Here is an 18503-nt window from a genome sequence, read left to right on the forward strand (position 1 = left end):
GAGGAATCTGGCATGGGCGGGGCTGACGCGCGGATCATCCGCAATACGGCGCTGGTGATCCTTGCGCTGCTCGGCTTGCGGCTCGTTGCGGCCGCCTTCACGCCGATCACCTTCGACGAAGCCTATTACTGGATGTGGTCGAAGAGCCTGGCGGGCGGCTATTACGACCATCCGCCGATGGTCGCCTATGTGATCCGCGCCGGCACCATGATCGCCGGCGATACCGAGCTCGGCGTCCGCCTCGTCTCGGTCCTGCTTGCTTTGCCGATGAGCTACGCGATCTACCGCTCGGCTGCGATCCTGTTCGGCGGCGCGCGGGTGGCGGCGACCAGCGCCATCCTGCTCAACGTCACGCTGATGGTGGCGGTCGGCACGCTGATCGTGACGCCCGACGCGCCGCTGCTGGTGGCCTCCAGCTTCGTTTTGTTTTTTCTGGCAAAGGTGCTCGAGACCGGCCGCGGTGCCTGGTGGCTCGCGGTCGGCGCCGCCGTCGGCGCGGCGCTGCTGTCGAAATACACCGCCATGTTCTTTGGCCCTGCGATCCTGATCTGGCTCGCGGCGGTCCCGAAGCTGCGGCGCTGGTTTCTCTCGCCCTGGCCCTATCTCGGCGGCCTCGTTGCGCTCGCGCTGTTTTCGCCGGTGATCCTCTGGAATGCGGATCATCAATGGGTCTCGTTCGCAAAGCAGCTCGGGCGCGCGCGGATCGAGGATTTCCGGCCCGTCTTCATCGCCGAGCTGATCCCGACCCAGATCGCGTTCGCAACCCCGCTGGTCTTCATCCTCGGTGCCATGGGGCTGCACGCGCTGACCTGGCGCCGCGCCGGCGCGCTGGCCTCGCGCGTGCTGATCGAGGCGTTGTTCTGGACCATCGTCGGCTATTTCGTCTGGCATTCGCTGCATGCCCGCGTCGAGGCGAACTGGTTCGCGCCGGTCTATCCGCCTTTTGTCGTCGCCGCGGCGGCCGCCGCCAATCTCGTGCAGTGGAAACCGCGTGCGCGACGGCTGGTGGATTTTTGTCTGCGCTGGGCGGCGCCAGCCGGCATCGTGATGTTCGCAGCGCTCATCGTGCAGGCCAATACCGGCTGGCTGTCCGGCTACCGCCGCGATTCGACCGTGCGCAGCGTCGGCGTCGGCTGGCGCGAGCTTGCCGCCGGCATCGAAGCCGCGCGGGTCCGGACCGGGGCGACTTGCGTGCTGGCGCCGGATTACGGCACCACGGGCTGGCTCGCCTTCTATCTGCCGCGCGGCACCTGCGTGGTGCAGCGGAACCAGCGCATCCGCTGGGTCAACATGCCCGAGCCCGATGCAAAACTGCTGGCGGGCAAGCTGATCTATGTCGACGAGCCGCGTCCCGATGGCCAGCCCTTCCTCAGGGACCTCTTTGCGCAGGTGACGCGCGTTGCGGAATTGCAGCGCAAGCGCGGTCCGCTCGTCATCGAGACCTATGCCGTTGATCTGCTGGAAGGCGCCAAGGGCGACGTGCTGGACCGCTCGCCACCGCCGGAAGCGCAGCCGTAGCGGCGCGACCCGCTCAGCTTGCCACGTCGGCTTCGGCCGCCGGCTGCCTCGATTGGCTCTCATCGCGCCAGAACCAGACGGCGACTGTGCCGGAGCGGCCGCGGATTTGCGTGCGGAGCGGCCCTCGCAGTGTGCTGTCGCGATCGCCGAGGTAGTCGGCCGCATCGAGCAGCGTATCACTCAATGCGAGCCGCGCGCCGTTCTGGGTCGCGACTTCCATCAGCCGGCTCGCGACGTTGACGGTGTCGCCGTTGGCCGTGATGTGCTGGTGGCTCTCGCCGAGACGGGAGGCGACGATCGGGCCGAAATGTGCCCCGATCTTGAAACCGAGCCGGCCGCCGATCGCGGGCGGCAGTGACGCGATCCAGCGCTCGACGCCGCGATGCAGGTCGATGGCGCATTTCAGCGCGCGTGCCGCGTCGTCGGGCATCGCCGCTGGCAGGCCGAACAGGATCATGGCGCCGTCGCCCAGAAAGCTGGTGATCATGCCGCCGCAATCGACCGAGGTCTTGTCGATCAGCACGTGGAACGTCTTCAGAATGTCCTGGAGCTGGTCGGGATCGATCCGTTCGCTCAGCGCCGTGAACCCGGAGAGATCGATGAAGATCACCGCCGCGTCCTGGCGGACTGGTGTGGCGAGGAAATCGGGATCCTGCGCCAGCCACTCCTGAACTGCCGGCGACTGGAATTGCGCCAGCGACCGGCTCCTCGCTGTGAGGTATTGCGTGCGGCGGTCGCCCGCCCACAATTGCACGCCGGCAAAGATCGCGACCGGCGGCACCGCGGCCGCAAGCGTCGTCGCGGCATTCAGCCAGACGCCGTGCGTGAATGCGATCAGATTGAGCGCCGCCCAGGCGATCACCACCACAGCCGCTGCGATCAGGCCAGGCGCGCTGCGCCGCCACGCGAGCAGACCCACCAGCAGCATCGGCAGCAGGATCGCCGCGAGCGCGTCCGCGGTGTGAACCCTGCGGTCTCGCACGATGCTGTCGCCGGCAACGAGATGCGTGATCGCAGTCGCGACCACCTCGACGCCCGGCATCAGGGTGTCGAACGGCGTCGGGAAGAAATCGCCGCCGCCGGCGACCGCGGCGCCGATCACGACAATGCGGTTCTCGATCGCCGCGCGGTCCAGCGTTCCGTCAAAGATGCTCTGCGCGCTGACGGTGCGGATGGTCCGGCGCGGGCCGTAATAGGTGATCGGCAACGCAAAATCGGTGTCGGTCGGCACCGCGCGATCGCCGAGCATGAGGTGATCCGGCGCGATCGTCAGCGGCTTGTTGAGCGCGCGGCTCGCGACTCGCAGCGGAAATGACAGCTCGACCTTGTCGTGCGTCCGGAACAGCATGGGCACGGAGAGGGGAGAGCCCGACTGTCCCGTCGCAACGTTGACGATTCCGACATCGGCGTGATCGGCGAACGCCGGCAGCGGTAGCAGGAAGCGCTCGGCCTCGGGCAGGGCGCCGAGCAGGCCCTCGCTGCTCGGCGCCACCGTCTGATCGGCGCTCGGGAAGATCGCCGCGGCTGCAAGGACCATGGGACCGGTGGCGAGCGTATGCGCCAGCGTGGCGTCGCCGATCGCGGCACTGCGGTCGACCAGCAGCAGGTCGATCCCCAAGACTTTCGGCTTGAACTGCACGATGGTGTCGACGATGCGCGCGAGATCGGCGCGCGGCAACGGATAGCTGCCGCCGCGCTTCACCACGGTGTCGTCGATCGCGACGATGGTGACGAGATCGGGCGGACGCTGCACGCCACGGGCGAGCGTGCGCAGGTCGGTCAGCGTGGCCTCGAGCCGATCGAGAAAGCGCAGATGGCCGCTGGCGTGGGCCGCATAGATGCTGCCGCCCCATAATGCGGTGAGGACGAGGGCCACCAGGATCTGAACGCGTCGGCTCATCATCACGTCGTACTGCAATCTTCTAGCCTTATTGTCCAAGCCTTGTTGTCCAAGCCTTGTTGACCGAGCCTTATTGACCAAGCCTTATAGTCCAAGCCTTGCCATCAAGGCGTCGATGCGCGGCTGGCCCCATGGCTTGACGGCCAGCGGGCCGGTCGCTTCCACGTCGACGCCTTCGCCGGGGCCGAGTACGACGCCGCGCCCACGGGCCCTGCGAATTACGCCGACGCGCCCATTGGCGACGAAAACGGACGTCTTCGCGTCACCGACGTCGACCGCCCATTTGGTGCCGCGCACCGCTGCGATCGCCTGCGGCGTCAGCACCTTGAAGGGATTGCCGCCGGGCTTCTTCGGCACCTCGACCAGCAGGGCTTTGCTGCTCAACTCGATGGAGTCAATATGTCCGTCGCGGTTGGCGTCCTTAAGTTCAAATCGGGCGCCATTTTCAGCAACGATGGTGATGCCGTTGTCACAGTGCCAGGTCTGCGTGCCGGCAGCCGACGCCGAGGACGTACAGCCCGCATTGGCCGCAGGCTGCGCGGCAGCCGACCCCATCAACACGAGCGAGCACGCCAGGGCAAAAAATCCGGCGCGCGCAACCTTTGTCATGCCAGCCTCCATTTCAGCGCTCGGCACATTTCAAGGGTGAGGTTGATAGGGAATAGTATCGTACGTGGAGGCCGCCGAGAATGCGTTGCCTGCAGGTATTTTGTCGCTGCAGTCTTTGCCAGAGCGCGCGCGATCAAGTTTCGGTCAGCCGAAACGCACCAGCTTGGCGCAACGCTGGGTCGCTATGATTCTGACGGCATGGAAGATCACGGAATGGACGCAGTTGGATGCGTCATAGGCTGCGGTCGGAGACGCCAGATCATTGCGTCGAACCGGCCGAGAAACATGGTTAACAGTGCCGCGTAAGTCCGTAGTTCTGCGGGATTTTTTCTCTAAATGGGACACCTCTGGCCGGTTGCCCCAGCTCCGCCAGAACTTAATCCGCATTTAACTAAAAGTCGCCTTAATGCCGCTCCGAGCCTCTGCGAAATGCTGTCTCCGGAACGTGACCAGCGGCACTTCGAAGGGGGACTGAGTGACACCGTCCTGGACGCAAGGCGAATGAGTACGAGTATCGCTGCGCAGAGTAACGCGGCACGGAAGCCCAAGAATCCAAATCGGAAGTCTTCCCGGAAAATGGCCACCCACAGCGGGCTTGGCGCCGCATTGATCGGCTGCGTCGTGCTTGGCGCCGGCTGGACCGTCTACACCAACATCCTCGCCGCGAGCGTCTATCCGACCGTCGGCAGCATTGGCTACGACGAGCCCGTGATCAAGCGCGCGCCCAAGGTTGCGCTGCGCGAGGCAGGTGAGGCGATCAAGGAAGCCTTCTCGCTGCTGCCCGACCGGGTGCAGGTCGTCACGCCGATCTCGCGCGAAATGTTCAACGAGCGCTTTGCTGCGGCTGCGACCCAGGGCGTGGACTCCAACGCCGCGAGCGCTGCGCCGGCAACGAAGGTCGCCGAAGCCAAGGAGTCCACCAAGGAGCCCGCGAAGCCCACCGTCGTCGCGAGGGTCGCGGAAGCGCTGAAGCCGCTGAACCCGTCCAAGGTTGCTGAAAAGCTCGCGGATGCCGCCAAGCCCAAGCGTGCCGATGCCCCGGTGCAGCTTGCTTCGGCCGATCCGGCCGAGATCGTGCCGGCGCCCGCGCCGAAGCCAAAATCCTTTGCCGATCGCGCCAAGGCTGCGGTGATGTCGATCACCGGGCCGCGGCAGTCGATGGTCGAAAAGCTCTGGGGCAAGCGCGAGCCCTCCGGCGGCCTGCTCGCCTATGCGTCGGCCGATGCCAGCGTCACCGCGAGCATCGCGCCGAAGGAACAGAACCCGATGCTGGGCGGTTCGGCGCCGTATGACCGCTCCACCGCGGTCTACGACATCACCGCCAAGACGGTGTATCTGCCCGACGGGACCAGGCTCGAAGCGCATTCAGGCCTCGGCTCCAATCTCGACGATCCCCGTTCGTCGCGCGTCCGTATGCGCGGCGTGACCCCGCCTCACATCTACGACCTTAAGCCGCGCGAAGCGCTGTTCCACGGCGTGCCCGCGCTGCGGCTGATGCCGATCGGCGGCGAGAGCGCGATCTACGGCCGCGACGGCCTGCTCGCGCACACCTTCATGCTCGGACCGAACGGCGATTCCAACGGCTGCGTGTCGTTCAAGGACTACTACGCGTTCCTCGATGCCTACCGCAACAAGGGCATCCGCAGGCTCGCGGTGGTCGCGCGGATCGATTGATCCGCGCCTAAACTGCGACGGTCTTCCGAAGCGCGCTTTCGGTGGCAATCGCTTCCCGCACGGCGGGCCTCGCCTGCATGCGTTCGAGATAGCTGACCAGCGACGGGTGGCGGTCGATCTCGACGCGGGCGTAGCGAAGCAGCAATAGCGCCCAAGTCAGATGGGCATCGGCCACCGTGAAACGATCCCCGACCAGATGCGTGCGGCTGTTCAGATGATCGGCCGCGAACGCCACGCTCTCCTCGATCCGCACGCGTGCCGCCTTGGCTGCCTCGTCCTTGTACCAGAAGGTCGGAAACAGAAATCCCTTGTGGATCTCGGCTCCGATGAAGCTCAGCCATTCCTGGAGCCGGTAACGATCGACGTGGCCGGGAGGCGGGGCTAGCCCCGTCTCCGGCCTCAGGTCGGCGATATATTGCAGCACCGCCGCGCTCTCCGTCAGCCGCTCGCCATTCTCCAGCACCAGCACCGGCACTGCGCCTTTCGCCGAAATGCCGCGGAAATCGGCATCATCCTCGATGCGCTTCTTGGTCACGAGATTCACGCGATGATAGCGCGCCTCCAGGCCCGCCTCCATCAGCGCGATGCGGCTGGCGAGCGAGCAGGCCATCGGCGAAAAATAGAGTTGCAGCATGTGGCCTCCCGGATCAGACGAGCGCGTCACTGCGCGCGATGAGGGCGAAATGGTCCGACCGCAAGACTACCGCGGGCACGGCCTGCCATTGTGCAGGACTATTGGCAGCGTATGGCTGCGAATTTGCAGGACCGGTGGGCGCCTGCTAGGCTGGGCGGACGATGAACTGGGACGATCTGCGCATCATCGCCGCGGTGAGGGACGAGGGCACCTATGCCGGCGCCAGCGCGCGGCTGCGCATCGACGAGACCACCGTTGGCCGCCGGCTCGCGCGCATCCAGCGCGACCTCGGTGTGCCCTTGTTCGATGCCGTTGACGGCTTGCGCCGGCCGACGCGGCATTGCGAAGCCGTGCTCGAGCACGTCGGCGCGATGGCCGCGCATGTCGCGGCGATCGATCGCATCGGTGAAAGCCAGCCCGGCCCGGTCGGCCGCATCCGCATTGCCTCGACCAATACCGTGGCCGAGCAGCTGCTGGCGCCGCATGCGCCGGGCTTCCTGCACGACAATCCGGGGCTGACCCTGCAATTCCTCACCGCCAGCGGCAACGTCAAGTTCTCGCGCTGGCAGGCCGATCTCGCGATTCGGCTGCGCAAGCCGGAGAAGGGCGACTTCACGATCTCCAAGCTCGCCGATCTGCGGCTGTATTTCTTCGAGCCCGTCGACCGCGCGGGCGGCGAGCCGATCGCTTGCGTCTTTCCGGATGAACTCGACGCCATTCCCGAGGCGCAGTTTCTGCGCGCCAGGCGGTTGAAGAACGCGCGCTGCGTGACCGATAATTTCCGCGTGGTCAGGACCATGATCCAGTCGCATCAGGCGATCGGCGTGCTGCCCGAACTTAGCTGCGCCGACCTGCTCGCCGACCGCAGCCTGCGCGCAACGCTGCTGACGAAGCGCCGCGACGTCTGGCTCCTGGTGCAGAACCATCTCAAGCGCGATCCGGCGACTCGCCTTGCGATCGAATGGGTCCGCCACTGCTTCAAGGATCTGTCACGCAACTGATCGCTTGCGGAATCGGGAGGCTCGGTGCGGTTGAACGCAGCCCGAGAGCTGCACGACCAAATCGACGAAGCACGGGATTCGCCTGCGGGTTAGACGCCGGCGCGAAAATCAAGCGCTGGCGCGAGACGCTGCCGAACGGCGCCAGCTATTTGACTTACGACTGCATCGATGGCGGTTACCTCGACAACAGCAGCGTCTTCACGGTGCCAGCGGGTCACTTCTTCGCGCTCGGCGACAACCGCGACAACTCCACCGACAGCCGCATGACGTCGGCGATGAGCTTCATTCCCATGGACAACCTCGTCGGCCGGGTGACGCGGATCTTCTGGTCGCAGAACGACAGCGGCGAGTTGCGCTTTAAGCGACTGGGAAAAATTCAGTAGGCGCCTCGTCATTCCGGGGCGGCGCGTAGCGCCGCGCGGAATGTGTCCCAAACAAAACCCCGGCATCGCTGCCGGGGTTTCGCATTCTCGAGTTTGCCTGAATGGCTGGACTTAGAAGTCCATGCCGCCCATGCCGCCGCCCGGGGGCATTGCGGGGCCGGCGCCGGCCTTCTTGGGCAATTCGGCGACCATGGCTTCCGTGGTGATCAAGAGAGCCGCAACCGAGGCTGCGTTCTGGATCGCGGTGCGGACCACCTTGGTCGGGTCGATGATGCCCTTCTTGACCAGGTCGGCATATTCGCCGGTCTGGGAGTCGAAGCCGTAGGCGTAGGTCTTGTTCTCCAGGATCTTGCCGACGATCACGGAGCCGTCTTCACCGGCGTTGATCGCGATCTGGCGAGCGGGCGCGGAGAGCGCCTTGCGCACGATCTCGACGCCGGTCTTCTGGTCGTCGTTCTTGGTGCGCAGGCCCTTGAGCTGCTCGGAAGCACGGAGCAGGGCGACGCCGCCGCCCGGGACGATGCCTTCCTCGACCGCCGCGCGGGTCGCATGCATCGCGTCATCAACGCGATCCTTGCGCTCCTTCACCTCGACCTCGGTCGCGCCGCCGACGCGGATCACCGCGACGCCGCCTGCGAGCTTGGCGAGACGCTCCTGGAGCTTCTCACGGTCGTAGTCCGAGGTGGTTTCCTCGATCTGCGCCTTGATCTGGGCCACGCGCGCTTCGATGTCGGCCTTCTTGCCGGCGCCGTTGACGATCGTGGTGTTCTCCTTGTCGATCATCACCTTCTTGGCGCGACCGAGCATGTTGAGCGTGACGTTCTCGAGCTTGATGCCGAGATCTTCCGAGATCGCCTGACCGCCGGTCAGGATCGCGATGTCCTGCAGCATGGCCTTGCGGCGATCGCCGAAGCCCGGAGCCTTGACGGCCGCGACCTTCAGACCACCGCGCAGACGGTTCACGACCAGGGTCGCGAGGGCTTCGCCTTCGACGTCCTCGGCGACGATCACCAGCGGCTTGCCGGTCTGCACCACGGCCTCGAGCAGCGGCAGCAACTCGTTCAGCGAGGAGAGCTTCTTCTCGTTGATGAGGATGTAGGCGTCGTCCATTTCAACGCGCATCTTGTCGGCGTTGGTGACGAAGTAGGGCGAGATGTAGCCGCGGTCGAACTGCATGCCTTCGACGACGTCGAGTTCGGTCTCGAGCGACTTGGCTTCCTCAACTGTGATGACGCCCTCGTTGCCGACCTTCTTCATGGCGTCGGAGAGGAACTTGCCGATTTCGGCATCGCCGTTGGCGGAGATGGTGCCGACCTGGGCGATCTCGTCGTTCGAGGTGACCTTCTTGGAGTTCTTGACGAGGTCGGCGACCACGGCTTCCACGGCCAGGTCGATACCACGCTTGAGGTCCATCGGGTTCATGCCGGCGGCAACCGACTTGGCGCCTTCACGAACGATCGCAGCCGCGAGCACGGTTGCGGTGGTGGTGCCGTCGCCAGCCGCGTCAGCCGACTTGGAGGCGACTTCGCGCACCATCTGCGCGCCCATGTTTTCGAACTTGTCGTCGAGCTCGATCTCCTTGGCGACGGTGACGCCGTCCTTGGTGATGCGGGGAGCGCCGAACGACTTGTCGAGCACGACGTTGCGGCCCTTGGGGCCGAGCGTCACCTTGACGGCGTTGGCGAGGATGTCGACGCCGCGCAGCATCTTGTCGCGTGCATCGACGCCGAATTTGACTTCTTTGGAGGCCATCTGAATTTTTCCTTGAGGGTTTGACTGGAGAGGGTGAGGCTCTTAGGCCGCCTTCTTCTTGGACTCGCTGACTTCGAGAACGCCCATGACGTCGCTCTCCTTCATGATCAGCAGGTCCTGGCCGTCAATCTTGACTTCGGTGCCGGACCACTTGCCGAACAGCACGCGGTCGCCGACCTTGAGGTCGATCGCGATCAGCTTGCCGGCTTCGTCGCGGCCGCCGGGGCCAACTGCGACGATTTCGCCCTGCGAGGGCTTTTCCTTGGCCGTGTCGGGAATGATGATGCCGCCAGCGGTCTTCTCTTCTGCGTCGATGCGCTTGACCACGACGCGGTCGTGAAGCGGACGGAATTTCATGCAGTCCTCCTAAGCAATTGCTCGGGTTGATGATTTCGGGGTGTTAGCAGTCGATACCCGCGAGTGCTACGCAGGCAAGCTTCAAATAGGGCAGGATTTTTGCGGGGGCAAGGGCTTCTAGCAGAAAAATAAGCACTCGGAAGCGCCGGCTGCCAGAATTCCTTGCCATCGTTAACCAGCCTTGAGCCGGGCTATAGGGACCGTATTAGCACGGTGCCCCTTCTGCTGCTAACGCATTGAATTTCAACAGCTTGTTAAACTTTTGGGCTTGAGATGGATTGTCAGTTTGCGTCACATTTGTCTCATGTGAGCGCATCTCCACCGGGTGGCTCCCGGTGAAACCGAGCCACCCCTGAATATGCGCTCCTGCAAAGGAGGTTGGCATGGTCACGCGGGTTGGGGTTGTTTCGGACGATTTCCGCAAGCAAGTGCTGGGGTATGGGCTGACGACGGCGCAAATTCTCTATCGAATGCCGGATCATCCCTCGCTGCTCCAGACCTATGTCTGGCAGAACTACGACATGTTTCCGAAATTCCCGGCGCTGAAGGATTTCCTGGCCTTCTGGCAGGAGAAGCTCGATGGTCCCCTTCATTCGGTGACCGTCGCGCATTCCAAGCTGATCAAGCCGGCCGAACTGCGCGCCGTGGACGGCGTGTTCAGGCTGCATTGAGCGAGGTCCTGCAAGGTGGGCGACTGGGCGCGCACTTCGCGCGCCGTGCCCACCATCTCTCCGCGATCGCGTTTTGCTAATGGTGGGCACGCTCCGCTTTGCCCAAGCTACGAAATCGTTTCCGTGCTAGCGTCTCCCCCACAACAAAAGCGGGAGGCGGCCCATGGCCAAGAAAGCAAAATCGCGTAGCGCAACGCAAGCCGCGGTGAAGAAACGCAGCGGAGCCAAGGCTGCGGCGCGATCATCGGCGCGCAAGGCGGTGAAGGCGAAGGCTCGTGCTGTCACTCCGAAAAAAGCTGCGCGCCCGAAGCAGCGGATCGCGATCAGCCATTACCGCGAGGAAGACTTCAAGGCCGACGGTCTGCGCGCCTATGCGAAATACCGTGACCTCGGCATCGCCGCTGCCTCCCACGGTCTGGCGCAAGCGCACGTGATCCGCCTGCAAGGCCCCTGCAATACGGAGGAAGTGTCGAAGCTCCACTTCCATGCCGTCGACTTCCAGATGGTCTACGTGCTCAAGGGGTGGGTGAAGACCTACATGGAGGGCGAGGGCGAGACCCTGATGAGGCAAGGCAGTGCCTGGACCCAGCCGCCGAGGATCAAGCACATGATCCTGGATTATTCGGATGACGTCGAGCTGCTGGAAGTGATTTTGCCGGCGGAGTTCAAGACGGTGGAGTTGAAGGCGTGACCTCCTTGTCATTCCGGGGCGCGCCGCTTGGCGCGAACCCGGAATCCATCGGGCGGCATCACGCGAAGTGAAATGGATTCCGGGCTCGATGCTGCGCATCGCCCCGGAATGACGGCGGGGAGAAACCTACGTCAACACCCCCACCACCGCCCCCATCAAACACGTCGTCAGCGTGCCCGACACGATCGACTTCAGCCCCAGCGCGTTGATCTCCTCGCGCCGCTCCGGCGCCATCACCCCCAGGCCGCCGATCATGATGCCGAGGCTGGCGAAATTGGCGAAGCCGCACATCGCGTACAGCATGATCAGCCGCGAGCGCGCATCGAGCGCGTCCGGCGCAAGTTTTGACAGGTCGACATAGGCGATCAATTCGTTGAGGACGGTCTTGGTGCCCATCAGGCTTCCCGCCGTCACCGCCTGATCCCAGGGCAGTCCCATCAGCCAGCACACCGGCGCCATCACCAGCCCAAGCAGGCGTTGCAGCGAGATCGCGCCGCCGCCGATGTTCGGCAGCAATCCGAGGATCGCATTGACGAGATAGACCAGCGCCACCAGCACCAGCAGCATGGCGACGATGTTGAGCAGCAGCTCGAGGCCTGCGCCGGTGCCTTTCACGATCGCATCCATGGTGCTGGAGACTTGCATCTCCGGATCCTCGAGCGCACCGCCGGTGCGCTTGTCGCTGGTCTCCGGCACCATGATCAGGCTGACGAGGATCGCCGCCGGCGCGCCTAGCACGGAGGCGATGACGAAATGCGCGGCCGCGTCAGGGATCAGATGAGCAAGCAGCGTCGCATAGAGCACCAGCACGGTGCCGGCGATCCCGGCCATGCCGCCCGTCATCACCAGGAACAATTCGCTTCGGCTCATCTGCGCCAGATACGGCCGCACGAACAGCGGCGCCTCGACCATACCGAGAAAGATGTTAGCCGCGGTCGACAGCCCCACCGCGCCGCCGACCCCGAGCGTGCGTTCCAATAACCACGCCATGCCGCGCACGATCGGCGGCAGCACACGCCAATAGAACAGCAGTGTCGTCAGCACGCTCATGACCAGCACGATCGGCAGCGCCTGCAACGCCAGGATGAAGTCGGCGCCCGGCACTTTGACCTCGAAGGGCAGGGTACCGCCGCCGATATAGCCGAACACGAACGAGGAGCCGGCGCGCGAGGCCGCGGAGATCGCGCTGACCGCGTCGTTGATGGCGCCGAAGGCGTGCGCGACGACGGGCACCTTCAATAGCACGATCGCGGTGACGAAGGTCATGGCAAGACCGATCGCCGCCTGGCGCAGCGAGACGGCGCGGCGATTCTCCGCCAGCGCGAAGGCGATCAGCAGCAATGCGAAAACGCCGAGTGCCGATTGCAGCCGCAGCATGATGTCCCCAATCCCGCAATGATTATGGCAGCGCCTGCGTTGCAAAGGCAATGCCGGGAGGCCGCCAAAACCGCCCGCTGTTGACAAGCAGGTCCGCGTCGGCCACGCGGGGCGCGTCGATATCAAGGGGCGGATCGTCCGGGCGTGACCGAACAGGCAAAGACAGAGCAGCTGATCTCAGCAAATCAGCCGGTCAGCGCCCGCGCGCTCCTCTCCCACCGCGCCTTCCTGTTCTTCCTGCTTTCGCGCAGCCTGTCGCGCTTCTCCAGCCAGATCGCGGCGGTCGCGATCGGCTGGCAGATCTACGATCTCACCGGCTCGGCCTTCGACCTCGGCATGGTCGGCCTTGTGCAGTTCCTGCCCACGGCGCTGCTGGTGTTCGTTGCCGGCCACGCCGCCGATCGCTACGAGCGCAAGCGCGTGGTCCAGCTGTGCCAGCTGGTGGAAGCGGCGACCGCGCTGTATCTCGCCATCAGCACCTATCTGGGCGCGGTCGGCGAGGTGCAGATTTTTGTCGCGACCTTCGTGCTCGGCATCGCCGGTGCCTTCGAAAGCCCGACCACCGCGGCGCTGCTGCCGCTGATCGCGCCGCAGGGATCGCTTCAGCGCGCAACGGCCATCGCGAGCGGCGCGGGGCAGGTCGCGACCATCACCGGTCCCGCGCTCGGCGGCTTTGCCTACGCAATCGCGCCGCATCTCGCCTATGGCCTGATGCTGCTGTTCTGGATTGTTGGGATGATCCTGACCGGCTTCATCCAGCCGCGCCCGCAGGCGGTCGCCAAGGAGGATAGCACCGACAACATCTTTGCCGGCGTCCGCTTCATCCGCGGCAATCCGGCGATCCTCGGCACCATCTCGCTCGATTTGTTCGCGGTGCTGTTCGGCGGCGTCACTGCGCTGTTGCCGATCTATGCCCGCGACATCCTCCAGACCGGCCCGATGGGGCTCGGCATCCTGCGCGCCGCGCCGGCAGTCGGCGCGCTGCTGATGACCATGGTGCTGGCGCGTCACGCCATCACGCGGCATGTCGGCATGCGCATGTTCCAGGCCGTGATCGTGTTCGGGATCGCCACCATCGTGTTCGCGCTGTCGTCCTGGATGTGGCTGTCGGTGCTGTCGCTCGCCGTTCTCGGCGCGGCCGACACGATCAGCGTCGTGATCCGCTTCTCGCTGGTGCAGCTCGCCACGCCCGACGAGATGCGCGGCCGGGTCGGCGCGGTCAACTTCCTCTTCATCAACGCCTCGAACCAGCTCGGCCAGTTCGAAAGCGGAGTGGCCGCCGCGCTGCTCGGTGCCATGCCGGCCGCGGTGTTGGGCGGCGTCTGTACCGTCGCGGTGGCGCTGCTGTGGATGAAGCTGTTCCCGACCCTGCGACGGGTGGAGAGCCTGGAGTAGGGGCCGGACGAGGCTTGAGGACGCCCGATATTGCGGCGCCCAGCCCAGAGATGTCAAAAGAGTATCGGTTCGGCATCTGAATCGTGGTGGCGGCAGCGGCCACCACTCGCTAGGTTTCGAGCAATAGCGAGAGCTGAGCAAATTCAGCCATCGGGGACGAGCCCGGATATTTAGAAACCGGGGCCGGCCAGGAGGGAACGGGCATGGAACCAGACCTGGAAGTCGTCCAGATACGGCGCGGCGAGTCGTTTAAGGCTTGGTCGCACGGATATCCGTTCCACACCGTCAGATGGCATTTTCATCCGGAATATGAGATCCACCAGGTCGTGGCGACCAGCGGTCGGTATTTTGTCGGCGATTTCATCGGCCAGTTCGAACCGGGCAATCTCGTGCTCACTGGACCTAACCTGCCGCACAATTGGGTAAGCGATCTGCCGGCGGAAACGACGATCCCGCTGCGCGGCCGCATCATCCAGTTCAGCGAAGAATTCATCGGCGACACGATGAGGCTGATGCCCGAGCTGTCGGGTCTCGCCGCGCTGCTGGAATTCTCCCGACGCGGTGTCCTGTTTGCCGGCAGCACAAGCAAGGAGCTGGCCCCGCTGATGGAGGAGATCGTGGCGGCCAAGGGCGTGCGTCGGATCGAGCTATTCATGATGATCCTGGGAACGCTCTGCCGCGCCCGCGGTGCACTGCCGCTGTCCAGCCCGAACTATTTGCCCGATCCGTCCGGCTACATGTCGGCTGGAACGAACAAGGCGCTGGCCTTCATCCGCGAGAACCTGACGCAGCCGTTCGGCGAAGCCGATCTCGCGGCGATTGCCGGTCAGTCGCAAAGCGCGTTTTCGCGTTCGTTCCGCCGGCACACGGGAATGTCACTTGTGCAATACGTCAAGCGGCTCCGCATCAATCTCGCCTGCCAGATCCTGATGAGCGACGAATACGCTTCTATCACCGACATCTGCTTCCAGGTCGGCTTCAACAATCTTTCCAATTTCAACCGTCAGTTCCTGGCCGAGAAGGGCATGCCGCCCTCGCGCTTCAGACGATTGCTGGCCGACAACATCAACGCGGCACGCGCCGCCTAACCGGGAGGAGCAAGGGAGGAGGACGATTACGGAAAGAATGACGTGGGCGTGCCGATGGCAGCCTGCGAAGGAGATTGTCTGTCCGGAAATTCCGCATGGCTTCGAAGGACTTCGGCGGTGACCGCCGTCGTCATCCGGCTGCAGAAGCAGGGAGGACGTGTCTCCGAAATATCAACGAGCAGCACTTTAACACCCAGTTTCTGAAAGGGAAGTCCGAATGACCAAGCCCTCGTTCAAGACTACATGCTCCGCCGCTGTCGCCCTATCGCTACTCGGCGCAACGGCCATGTCCTCGCGTGCCGCGGAGGTGAAAGACGCAACCGTCGCCTTCCTCATGCCCGACCAGGCCTCCACCCGCTACGAACAGCACGACTATCCAGGCTTTGCTGCCGAGATGAAGAAGCTCTGCCAGAGCTGCAAGGTCGTCTATCAGAATGCCAGCGCGGACGCCGCGCGCCAGCAGCAGCAATTCAACTCGGTGATCTCGCAGGGCGCCAAGGTGATCGTGCTCGATCCGGTCGACTCGGCCGCCGCCGCTTCGCTGGTCAAGATGGCACAGTCCCAGGGCATCAGGGTGATCGCCTATGACCGCCCGATCCCGGATGCCAAGGCCGACTTCTACGTTTCCTTCGACAATGAAGGCATCGGCAAGGCCATCTCGGAATCGTTGGTCAAGCACCTGAAGGACGCCAAGGTCACGCCGAAGGACGGTGAAGGGGTGCTCGAGATCAATGGATCGCCGACCGATGCCGCCGCGGGGCTGATCAAGAAGGGCATTCACGCGGGCCTCGACAACAGCGGCTATCCAATTCTCGCCGAATACGACACGCCCGAGTGGGCGCCGCCCAAGGCGCAGCAGTGGGCGAGCGGCCAGGTCACCCGCTTCGGCAAGAAAATCCTTGGCGTCGTCGCCGCCAATGATGGTACGGGCGGTGGCGCAATTGCCGCTTTCAAGGCCGCCGGTATCGACCCGGTGCCTCCCGTAACGGGCAACGATGCGACGATTGCCGCGCTTCAGCTCATCATCGCCGGTGATCAGTACAATACGATCTCCAAACCCAGCGAGATCGTTGCGGCCGCCGCGGCCCAGGCGGCGGTGGAATTCCTCTCCGGCGCCGCGCCCAAGGCGGAAACCACGCTCTTTAACACGCCCTCGAAGCTGTTCATTCCGGCGGTCGTGACCCAGCAGAACCTGAAGGCGGAGATCATCGACAAGAAGATCCAGACAGCCGATCAGCTCTGCACGGGCCGATATGCCGCCGGATGCAAGAAACTCGGCATCACGCAGTAAGCGAAGCAGCATCCCGGCCGCTCGATGCGGCCGGGATGAAAGAAGGGAAGGCGGGACGCGAAAATGTCCACGATCTCGGATGTCGATCGCGCGCAGGAGGGGCCAGGCGAACCCGTCCTGAGGCTTCGCGGCATTTCCAAGAATTTCGGCGCCGTGTCCGCGCTTGCCGACGTCGATCTCGACGTGCATGCCGGAGAGGTCGTGGCGCTTGTCGGTGACAACGGCGCCGGAAAGTCGACGCTGGTGAAGATTCTGGCCGGCGTGCACCAGCCCACCTCGGGGACAATCGCCTTCGATGGCGAACATGTCGTCCTGCCCGATCCGGCCACGGCGCTTCGCCTCGGCATCGCCACCGTTTTCCAGGATTTGGCACTCTGCGAGAACCTCGATGTGGTCGCCAATATCTTCCTCGGCCGCGAGCTCAATCCAATCAGGCTCGACGAGGTGTCCATGGAGATCCGGGCCTGGACATTGCTCAACGAACTGTCGGCCCGCATTCCGAGCGTGCGCGAACCCGTTGCGTCGCTGTCGGGCGGGCAGCGCCAGACCGTGGCGATCGCGCGTTCGCTGCTGACCGAGCCGAAGCTTATCTTGCTCGATGAGCCTACCGCAGCGCTCGGCGTCGCGCAGACCGCAGAGGTGCTCGACCTGATCGAGCGCGTGCGCGCCCGCGGCTTGGGCGTCATCGTGATCAGTCACAACATGGAGGATGTGCGCGCCGTCGCCGACCGGATCGTGGTGCTGCGCCTCGGCCGCAACAACGGCGAATTCGGACCCGACGTTTCCAACCAGGATCTCGTCACGGCCATCACGGGTGCCGACGAGAATTCGGTCTCCCGGCGCGCCAGCCGACGCCGCGCGCAGCAACCGCGGGAGGTGCGACCATGACCGACAACACGCAACGGGTTTCGACCGCTCGGTTGCTGGACCGTCGCGACGAGCGGGTCGCACATGCGGACACGATCGGCGGCACCATCGGCGCCTTTGTCGACCGAGTGCGGTCGGGCGACCTCGGCTCTCTGCCGGTGGTGGTCGGCCTGCTGATCATCTGCACCGCATTCCAGAGCCTCAACCCGGTCTTCCTGGCCCCTGACAATCTGGTCAATCTGCTGTTCGATTGCTCGACCGTAGGCGTCATCTCGCTCGGCATCGTTTGTATCCTGATGGTCGGCGAGATCGACCTCTCGGTTGGTTCGGTGAGCGGGTTCTCCTCCGCACTGGTCGGGGTGCTGTGGGTCAATCAGGATTGGCCCCTGGCGCTGGCGATCGTCACCGCGCTGGGGCTCGGTGCCGCCATCGGTGGCCTCTATGCCTTCTTGTTCAACCGTCTTGGCATGCCGAGCTTCGTCTCGACATTGGCCGGCCTGCTGGCGTGGCTCGGCCTGCAACTCTATCTGCTCGGCTCGTCCGGCTCGATCAACCTTCCCTATGGATCTCCGCTGGTCAATTTCGGACAGATGCTGGTCATGCCACCGGTCGTATCCTACGCGCTCGCAGCACTTGCCGGCGCGGTCGTATTCGCGACCGGCTATCGGATGGCCGCGCGCAGGCGAGCGGCGGGACTATCTGCAAGTTCGCTCGGCCGCCTTCTGCTGAAGGGTGCGCTAGTCGTCATCGTGCTCGAATTCATAGTGTACTATCTCAATCTCGCCCGCGGCGTTCCATGGATGTTCGGCCTGTTCGTCGGCTTGTGCGTGGTCATGAACTATGCGCTGAAGCGAACCAAATGGGGTCGCTCAATGAGCGCGGTCGGAGGCAATCGCGAGGCCGCCCGTCGCGCCGGCATCAACGTTCGCCGCATCCATGCGAGTGCCTTCGTGCTGTGCTCCACGCTGGCAGCTGCCGGCGGTATCCTTGCAGCTGCGCGGCTCGCATCTTCCAGCCAGCAGGCCGGCACGGGAGACGTGAACCTCAATGCCATCGCCGCGGCGGTTATCGGCGGCACCAGCCTGTTCGGGGGCCGTGGCAGCGCCTATTCCGCACTGCTCGGCATCATCGTCATCCAGTCGATCGCCAGCGGCCTCACGCTGCTCGATCTCTCGTCGTCGCTTCGGTACATGATCACGGGCGCCGTACTTGCCGTTGCGGTCATCGTCGACTCGCTGGCACGACGCTCGCGTGTCTCCCATGGCCGAGCCTAGACAACTCCAACAAGAGGATCG

At 64.4% G+C, this 18503-nt stretch carries 16 protein-coding genes and 1 pseudogene; 11 read left to right on the forward strand and 6 right to left on the reverse strand.

Annotated elements, in window-relative coordinates:
* Window positions 1-12: 12 nt before the first annotated feature.
* On the forward strand, window positions 13-1518 hold the full coding sequence (locus AB8Z38_RS01860) for a glycosyltransferase family 39 protein (RefSeq protein ID WP_369722814.1): 1506 nt from the start codon (window positions 13-15) through the stop codon (window positions 1516-1518).
* Between the two features lie 13 nt (window positions 1519-1531).
* Here the strand turns inward: AB8Z38_RS01860 and AB8Z38_RS01865 are convergent, their stop codons facing one another.
* Window positions 1532-3418 (reverse strand): CHASE2 domain-containing protein, encoded by a 1887-nt coding sequence (locus AB8Z38_RS01865; protein WP_369722815.1) that lies wholly within the window; start codon window positions 3416-3418, stop codon window positions 1532-1534.
* Window positions 3419-3502: 84 nt separating this feature from the next.
* The gene (locus AB8Z38_RS01870; protein WP_369722816.1) at window positions 3503-4027 is read right to left on the reverse strand and encodes a FecR domain-containing protein; all 525 of its coding nucleotides are present in this window, start codon (window positions 4025-4027) and stop codon (window positions 3503-3505) included.
* 576 nt (window positions 4028-4603) lie between these two features.
* Here AB8Z38_RS01870 and AB8Z38_RS01875 point away from each other — a divergent pair.
* Complete coding sequence (locus AB8Z38_RS01875; RefSeq protein ID WP_369722817.1) at window positions 4604-5701, forward strand: tlde1 domain-containing protein; 1098 nt, start codon at window positions 4604-4606, stop codon at window positions 5699-5701.
* Window positions 5702-5708: 7 nt separating this feature from the next.
* Here the strand turns inward: AB8Z38_RS01875 and AB8Z38_RS01880 are convergent, their stop codons facing one another.
* Window positions 5709-6335: a glutathione binding-like protein gene (locus AB8Z38_RS01880; RefSeq protein WP_369722818.1), complete on the reverse strand. Its 627-nt coding sequence runs from the start codon at window positions 6333-6335 to the stop codon at window positions 5709-5711.
* Between the two features lie 161 nt (window positions 6336-6496).
* Between AB8Z38_RS01880 and AB8Z38_RS01885 the strand changes: the two genes are divergently transcribed.
* Entirely contained in the window at window positions 6497-7336 is an 840-nt protein-coding gene (locus tag AB8Z38_RS01885) for a LysR family transcriptional regulator (RefSeq protein WP_369722819.1), read from the forward strand.
* A 74-nt stretch (window positions 7337-7410) separates the two neighbouring features.
* Window positions 7411-7719 (forward strand): annotated as a pseudogene (lepB, locus tag AB8Z38_RS01890) (signal peptidase I); the annotation flags it as partial.
* 111 nt (window positions 7720-7830) lie between these two features.
* Here the strand turns inward: lepB and groL are convergent.
* Window positions 7831-9471, reverse strand: a complete 1641-nt coding sequence (gene groL, locus AB8Z38_RS01895) for a chaperonin GroEL (RefSeq protein WP_369722820.1) — start codon at window positions 9469-9471, stop codon at window positions 7831-7833.
* Between the two features lie 42 nt (window positions 9472-9513).
* Window positions 9514-9828 (reverse strand): co-chaperone GroES, encoded by a 315-nt coding sequence (locus tag AB8Z38_RS01900; RefSeq protein WP_369722821.1) that lies wholly within the window; start codon window positions 9826-9828, stop codon window positions 9514-9516.
* 383 nt (window positions 9829-10211) lie between these two features.
* Here AB8Z38_RS01900 and AB8Z38_RS01905 point away from each other — a divergent pair, with 383 nt between their 5' ends.
* The gene (locus tag AB8Z38_RS01905; protein ID WP_369722823.1) at window positions 10212-10499 is read left to right on the forward strand and encodes an usg protein; all 288 of its coding nucleotides are present in this window, start codon (window positions 10212-10214) and stop codon (window positions 10497-10499) included.
* Between the two features lie 163 nt (window positions 10500-10662).
* On the forward strand, window positions 10663-11190 hold the full coding sequence (locus tag AB8Z38_RS01910; RefSeq protein ID WP_369722825.1) for a cupin domain-containing protein: 528 nt from the start codon (window positions 10663-10665) through the stop codon (window positions 11188-11190).
* 126 nt (window positions 11191-11316) lie between these two features.
* On the opposite strand, the gene AB8Z38_RS01915 is transcribed toward AB8Z38_RS01910, so the two are convergent.
* Entirely contained in the window at window positions 11317-12567 is a 1251-nt protein-coding gene (locus AB8Z38_RS01915; RefSeq protein ID WP_369722827.1) for a NupC/NupG family nucleoside CNT transporter, read from the reverse strand.
* 144 nt (window positions 12568-12711) lie between these two features.
* Here AB8Z38_RS01915 and AB8Z38_RS01920 point away from each other — a divergent pair, with 144 nt between their 5' ends.
* From AB8Z38_RS01920 to AB8Z38_RS01940, 5 genes are all read left to right on the forward strand, one after another.
* The gene (locus AB8Z38_RS01920) at window positions 12712-13962 is read left to right on the forward strand and encodes an MFS transporter (protein ID WP_369722829.1); all 1251 of its coding nucleotides are present in this window, start codon (window positions 12712-12714) and stop codon (window positions 13960-13962) included.
* 203 nt (window positions 13963-14165) lie between these two features.
* Window positions 14166-15050 carry a helix-turn-helix domain-containing protein gene (locus AB8Z38_RS01925; protein WP_369722831.1) on the forward strand — a complete coding sequence of 295 codons (885 nt, stop codon included), beginning with the start codon at window positions 14166-14168 and terminating at the stop codon, window positions 15048-15050.
* Between the two features lie 217 nt (window positions 15051-15267).
* Window positions 15268-16341 carry a sugar ABC transporter substrate-binding protein gene (locus AB8Z38_RS01930; protein ID WP_369722833.1) on the forward strand — a complete coding sequence of 358 codons (1074 nt, stop codon included), beginning with the start codon at window positions 15268-15270 and terminating at the stop codon, window positions 16339-16341.
* Between the two features lie 63 nt (window positions 16342-16404).
* The gene (locus AB8Z38_RS01935; RefSeq protein WP_369722835.1) at window positions 16405-17229 is read left to right on the forward strand and encodes an ATP-binding cassette domain-containing protein; all 825 of its coding nucleotides are present in this window, start codon (window positions 16405-16407) and stop codon (window positions 17227-17229) included.
* Complete coding sequence (locus AB8Z38_RS01940) at window positions 17226-18482, forward strand: sugar ABC transporter permease (protein ID WP_369722836.1); 1257 nt, start codon at window positions 17226-17228, stop codon at window positions 18480-18482. Before AB8Z38_RS01935 ends, AB8Z38_RS01940 begins: the two co-directional genes overlap by 4 nt.
* The last annotated feature ends 21 nt before the right edge of the window (window positions 18483-18503 follow it).

It is taken from the genome of Bradyrhizobium sp. LLZ17 (genome assembly GCF_041200145.1).
In the GTDB taxonomy this organism is placed as follows: Bacteria; Pseudomonadota; Alphaproteobacteria; order Rhizobiales; family Xanthobacteraceae; genus Bradyrhizobium.

Excerpts from the sequence above, each read along its gene's own strand:
- AB8Z38_RS01860 (WP_369722814.1), top strand. The coding sequence starts at position 13 with ATGGGCGGGGCTGACGCGCGGATCATCCGCAATACGGCGCTGGTGATC.
- AB8Z38_RS01865 (WP_369722815.1), bottom strand. The coding sequence starts at position 3,418 with ATGAGCCGACGCGTTCAGATCCTGGTGGCCCTCGTCCTCACCGCATTA.
- AB8Z38_RS01870 (WP_369722816.1), bottom strand. The coding sequence starts at position 4,027 with ATGACAAAGGTTGCGCGCGCCGGATTTTTTGCCCTGGCGTGCTCGCTC.
- AB8Z38_RS01875 (WP_369722817.1), top strand. The coding sequence starts at position 4,604 with ATGGCCACCCACAGCGGGCTTGGCGCCGCATTGATCGGCTGCGTCGTG.
- AB8Z38_RS01880 (WP_369722818.1), bottom strand. The coding sequence starts at position 6,335 with ATGCTGCAACTCTATTTTTCGCCGATGGCCTGCTCGCTCGCCAGCCGC.
- AB8Z38_RS01885 (WP_369722819.1), top strand. The coding sequence starts at position 6,497 with ATGAACTGGGACGATCTGCGCATCATCGCCGCGGTGAGGGACGAGGGC.
- groL (WP_369722820.1), bottom strand. The coding sequence starts at position 9,471 with ATGGCCTCCAAAGAAGTCAAATTCGGCGTCGATGCACGCGACAAGATG.
- AB8Z38_RS01900 (WP_369722821.1), bottom strand. The coding sequence starts at position 9,828 with ATGAAATTCCGTCCGCTTCACGACCGCGTCGTGGTCAAGCGCATCGAC.
- AB8Z38_RS01905 (WP_369722823.1), top strand. The coding sequence starts at position 10,212 with ATGGTCACGCGGGTTGGGGTTGTTTCGGACGATTTCCGCAAGCAAGTG.
- AB8Z38_RS01910 (WP_369722825.1), top strand. The coding sequence starts at position 10,663 with ATGGCCAAGAAAGCAAAATCGCGTAGCGCAACGCAAGCCGCGGTGAAG.
- AB8Z38_RS01915 (WP_369722827.1), bottom strand. The coding sequence starts at position 12,567 with ATGCTGCGGCTGCAATCGGCACTCGGCGTTTTCGCATTGCTGCTGATC.
- AB8Z38_RS01925 (WP_369722831.1), top strand. The coding sequence starts at position 14,166 with ATGGAACCAGACCTGGAAGTCGTCCAGATACGGCGCGGCGAGTCGTTT.
- AB8Z38_RS01930 (WP_369722833.1), top strand. The coding sequence starts at position 15,268 with ATGACCAAGCCCTCGTTCAAGACTACATGCTCCGCCGCTGTCGCCCTA.
- AB8Z38_RS01935 (WP_369722835.1), top strand. The coding sequence starts at position 16,405 with ATGTCCACGATCTCGGATGTCGATCGCGCGCAGGAGGGGCCAGGCGAA.
- AB8Z38_RS01940 (WP_369722836.1), top strand. The coding sequence starts at position 17,226 with ATGACCGACAACACGCAACGGGTTTCGACCGCTCGGTTGCTGGACCGT.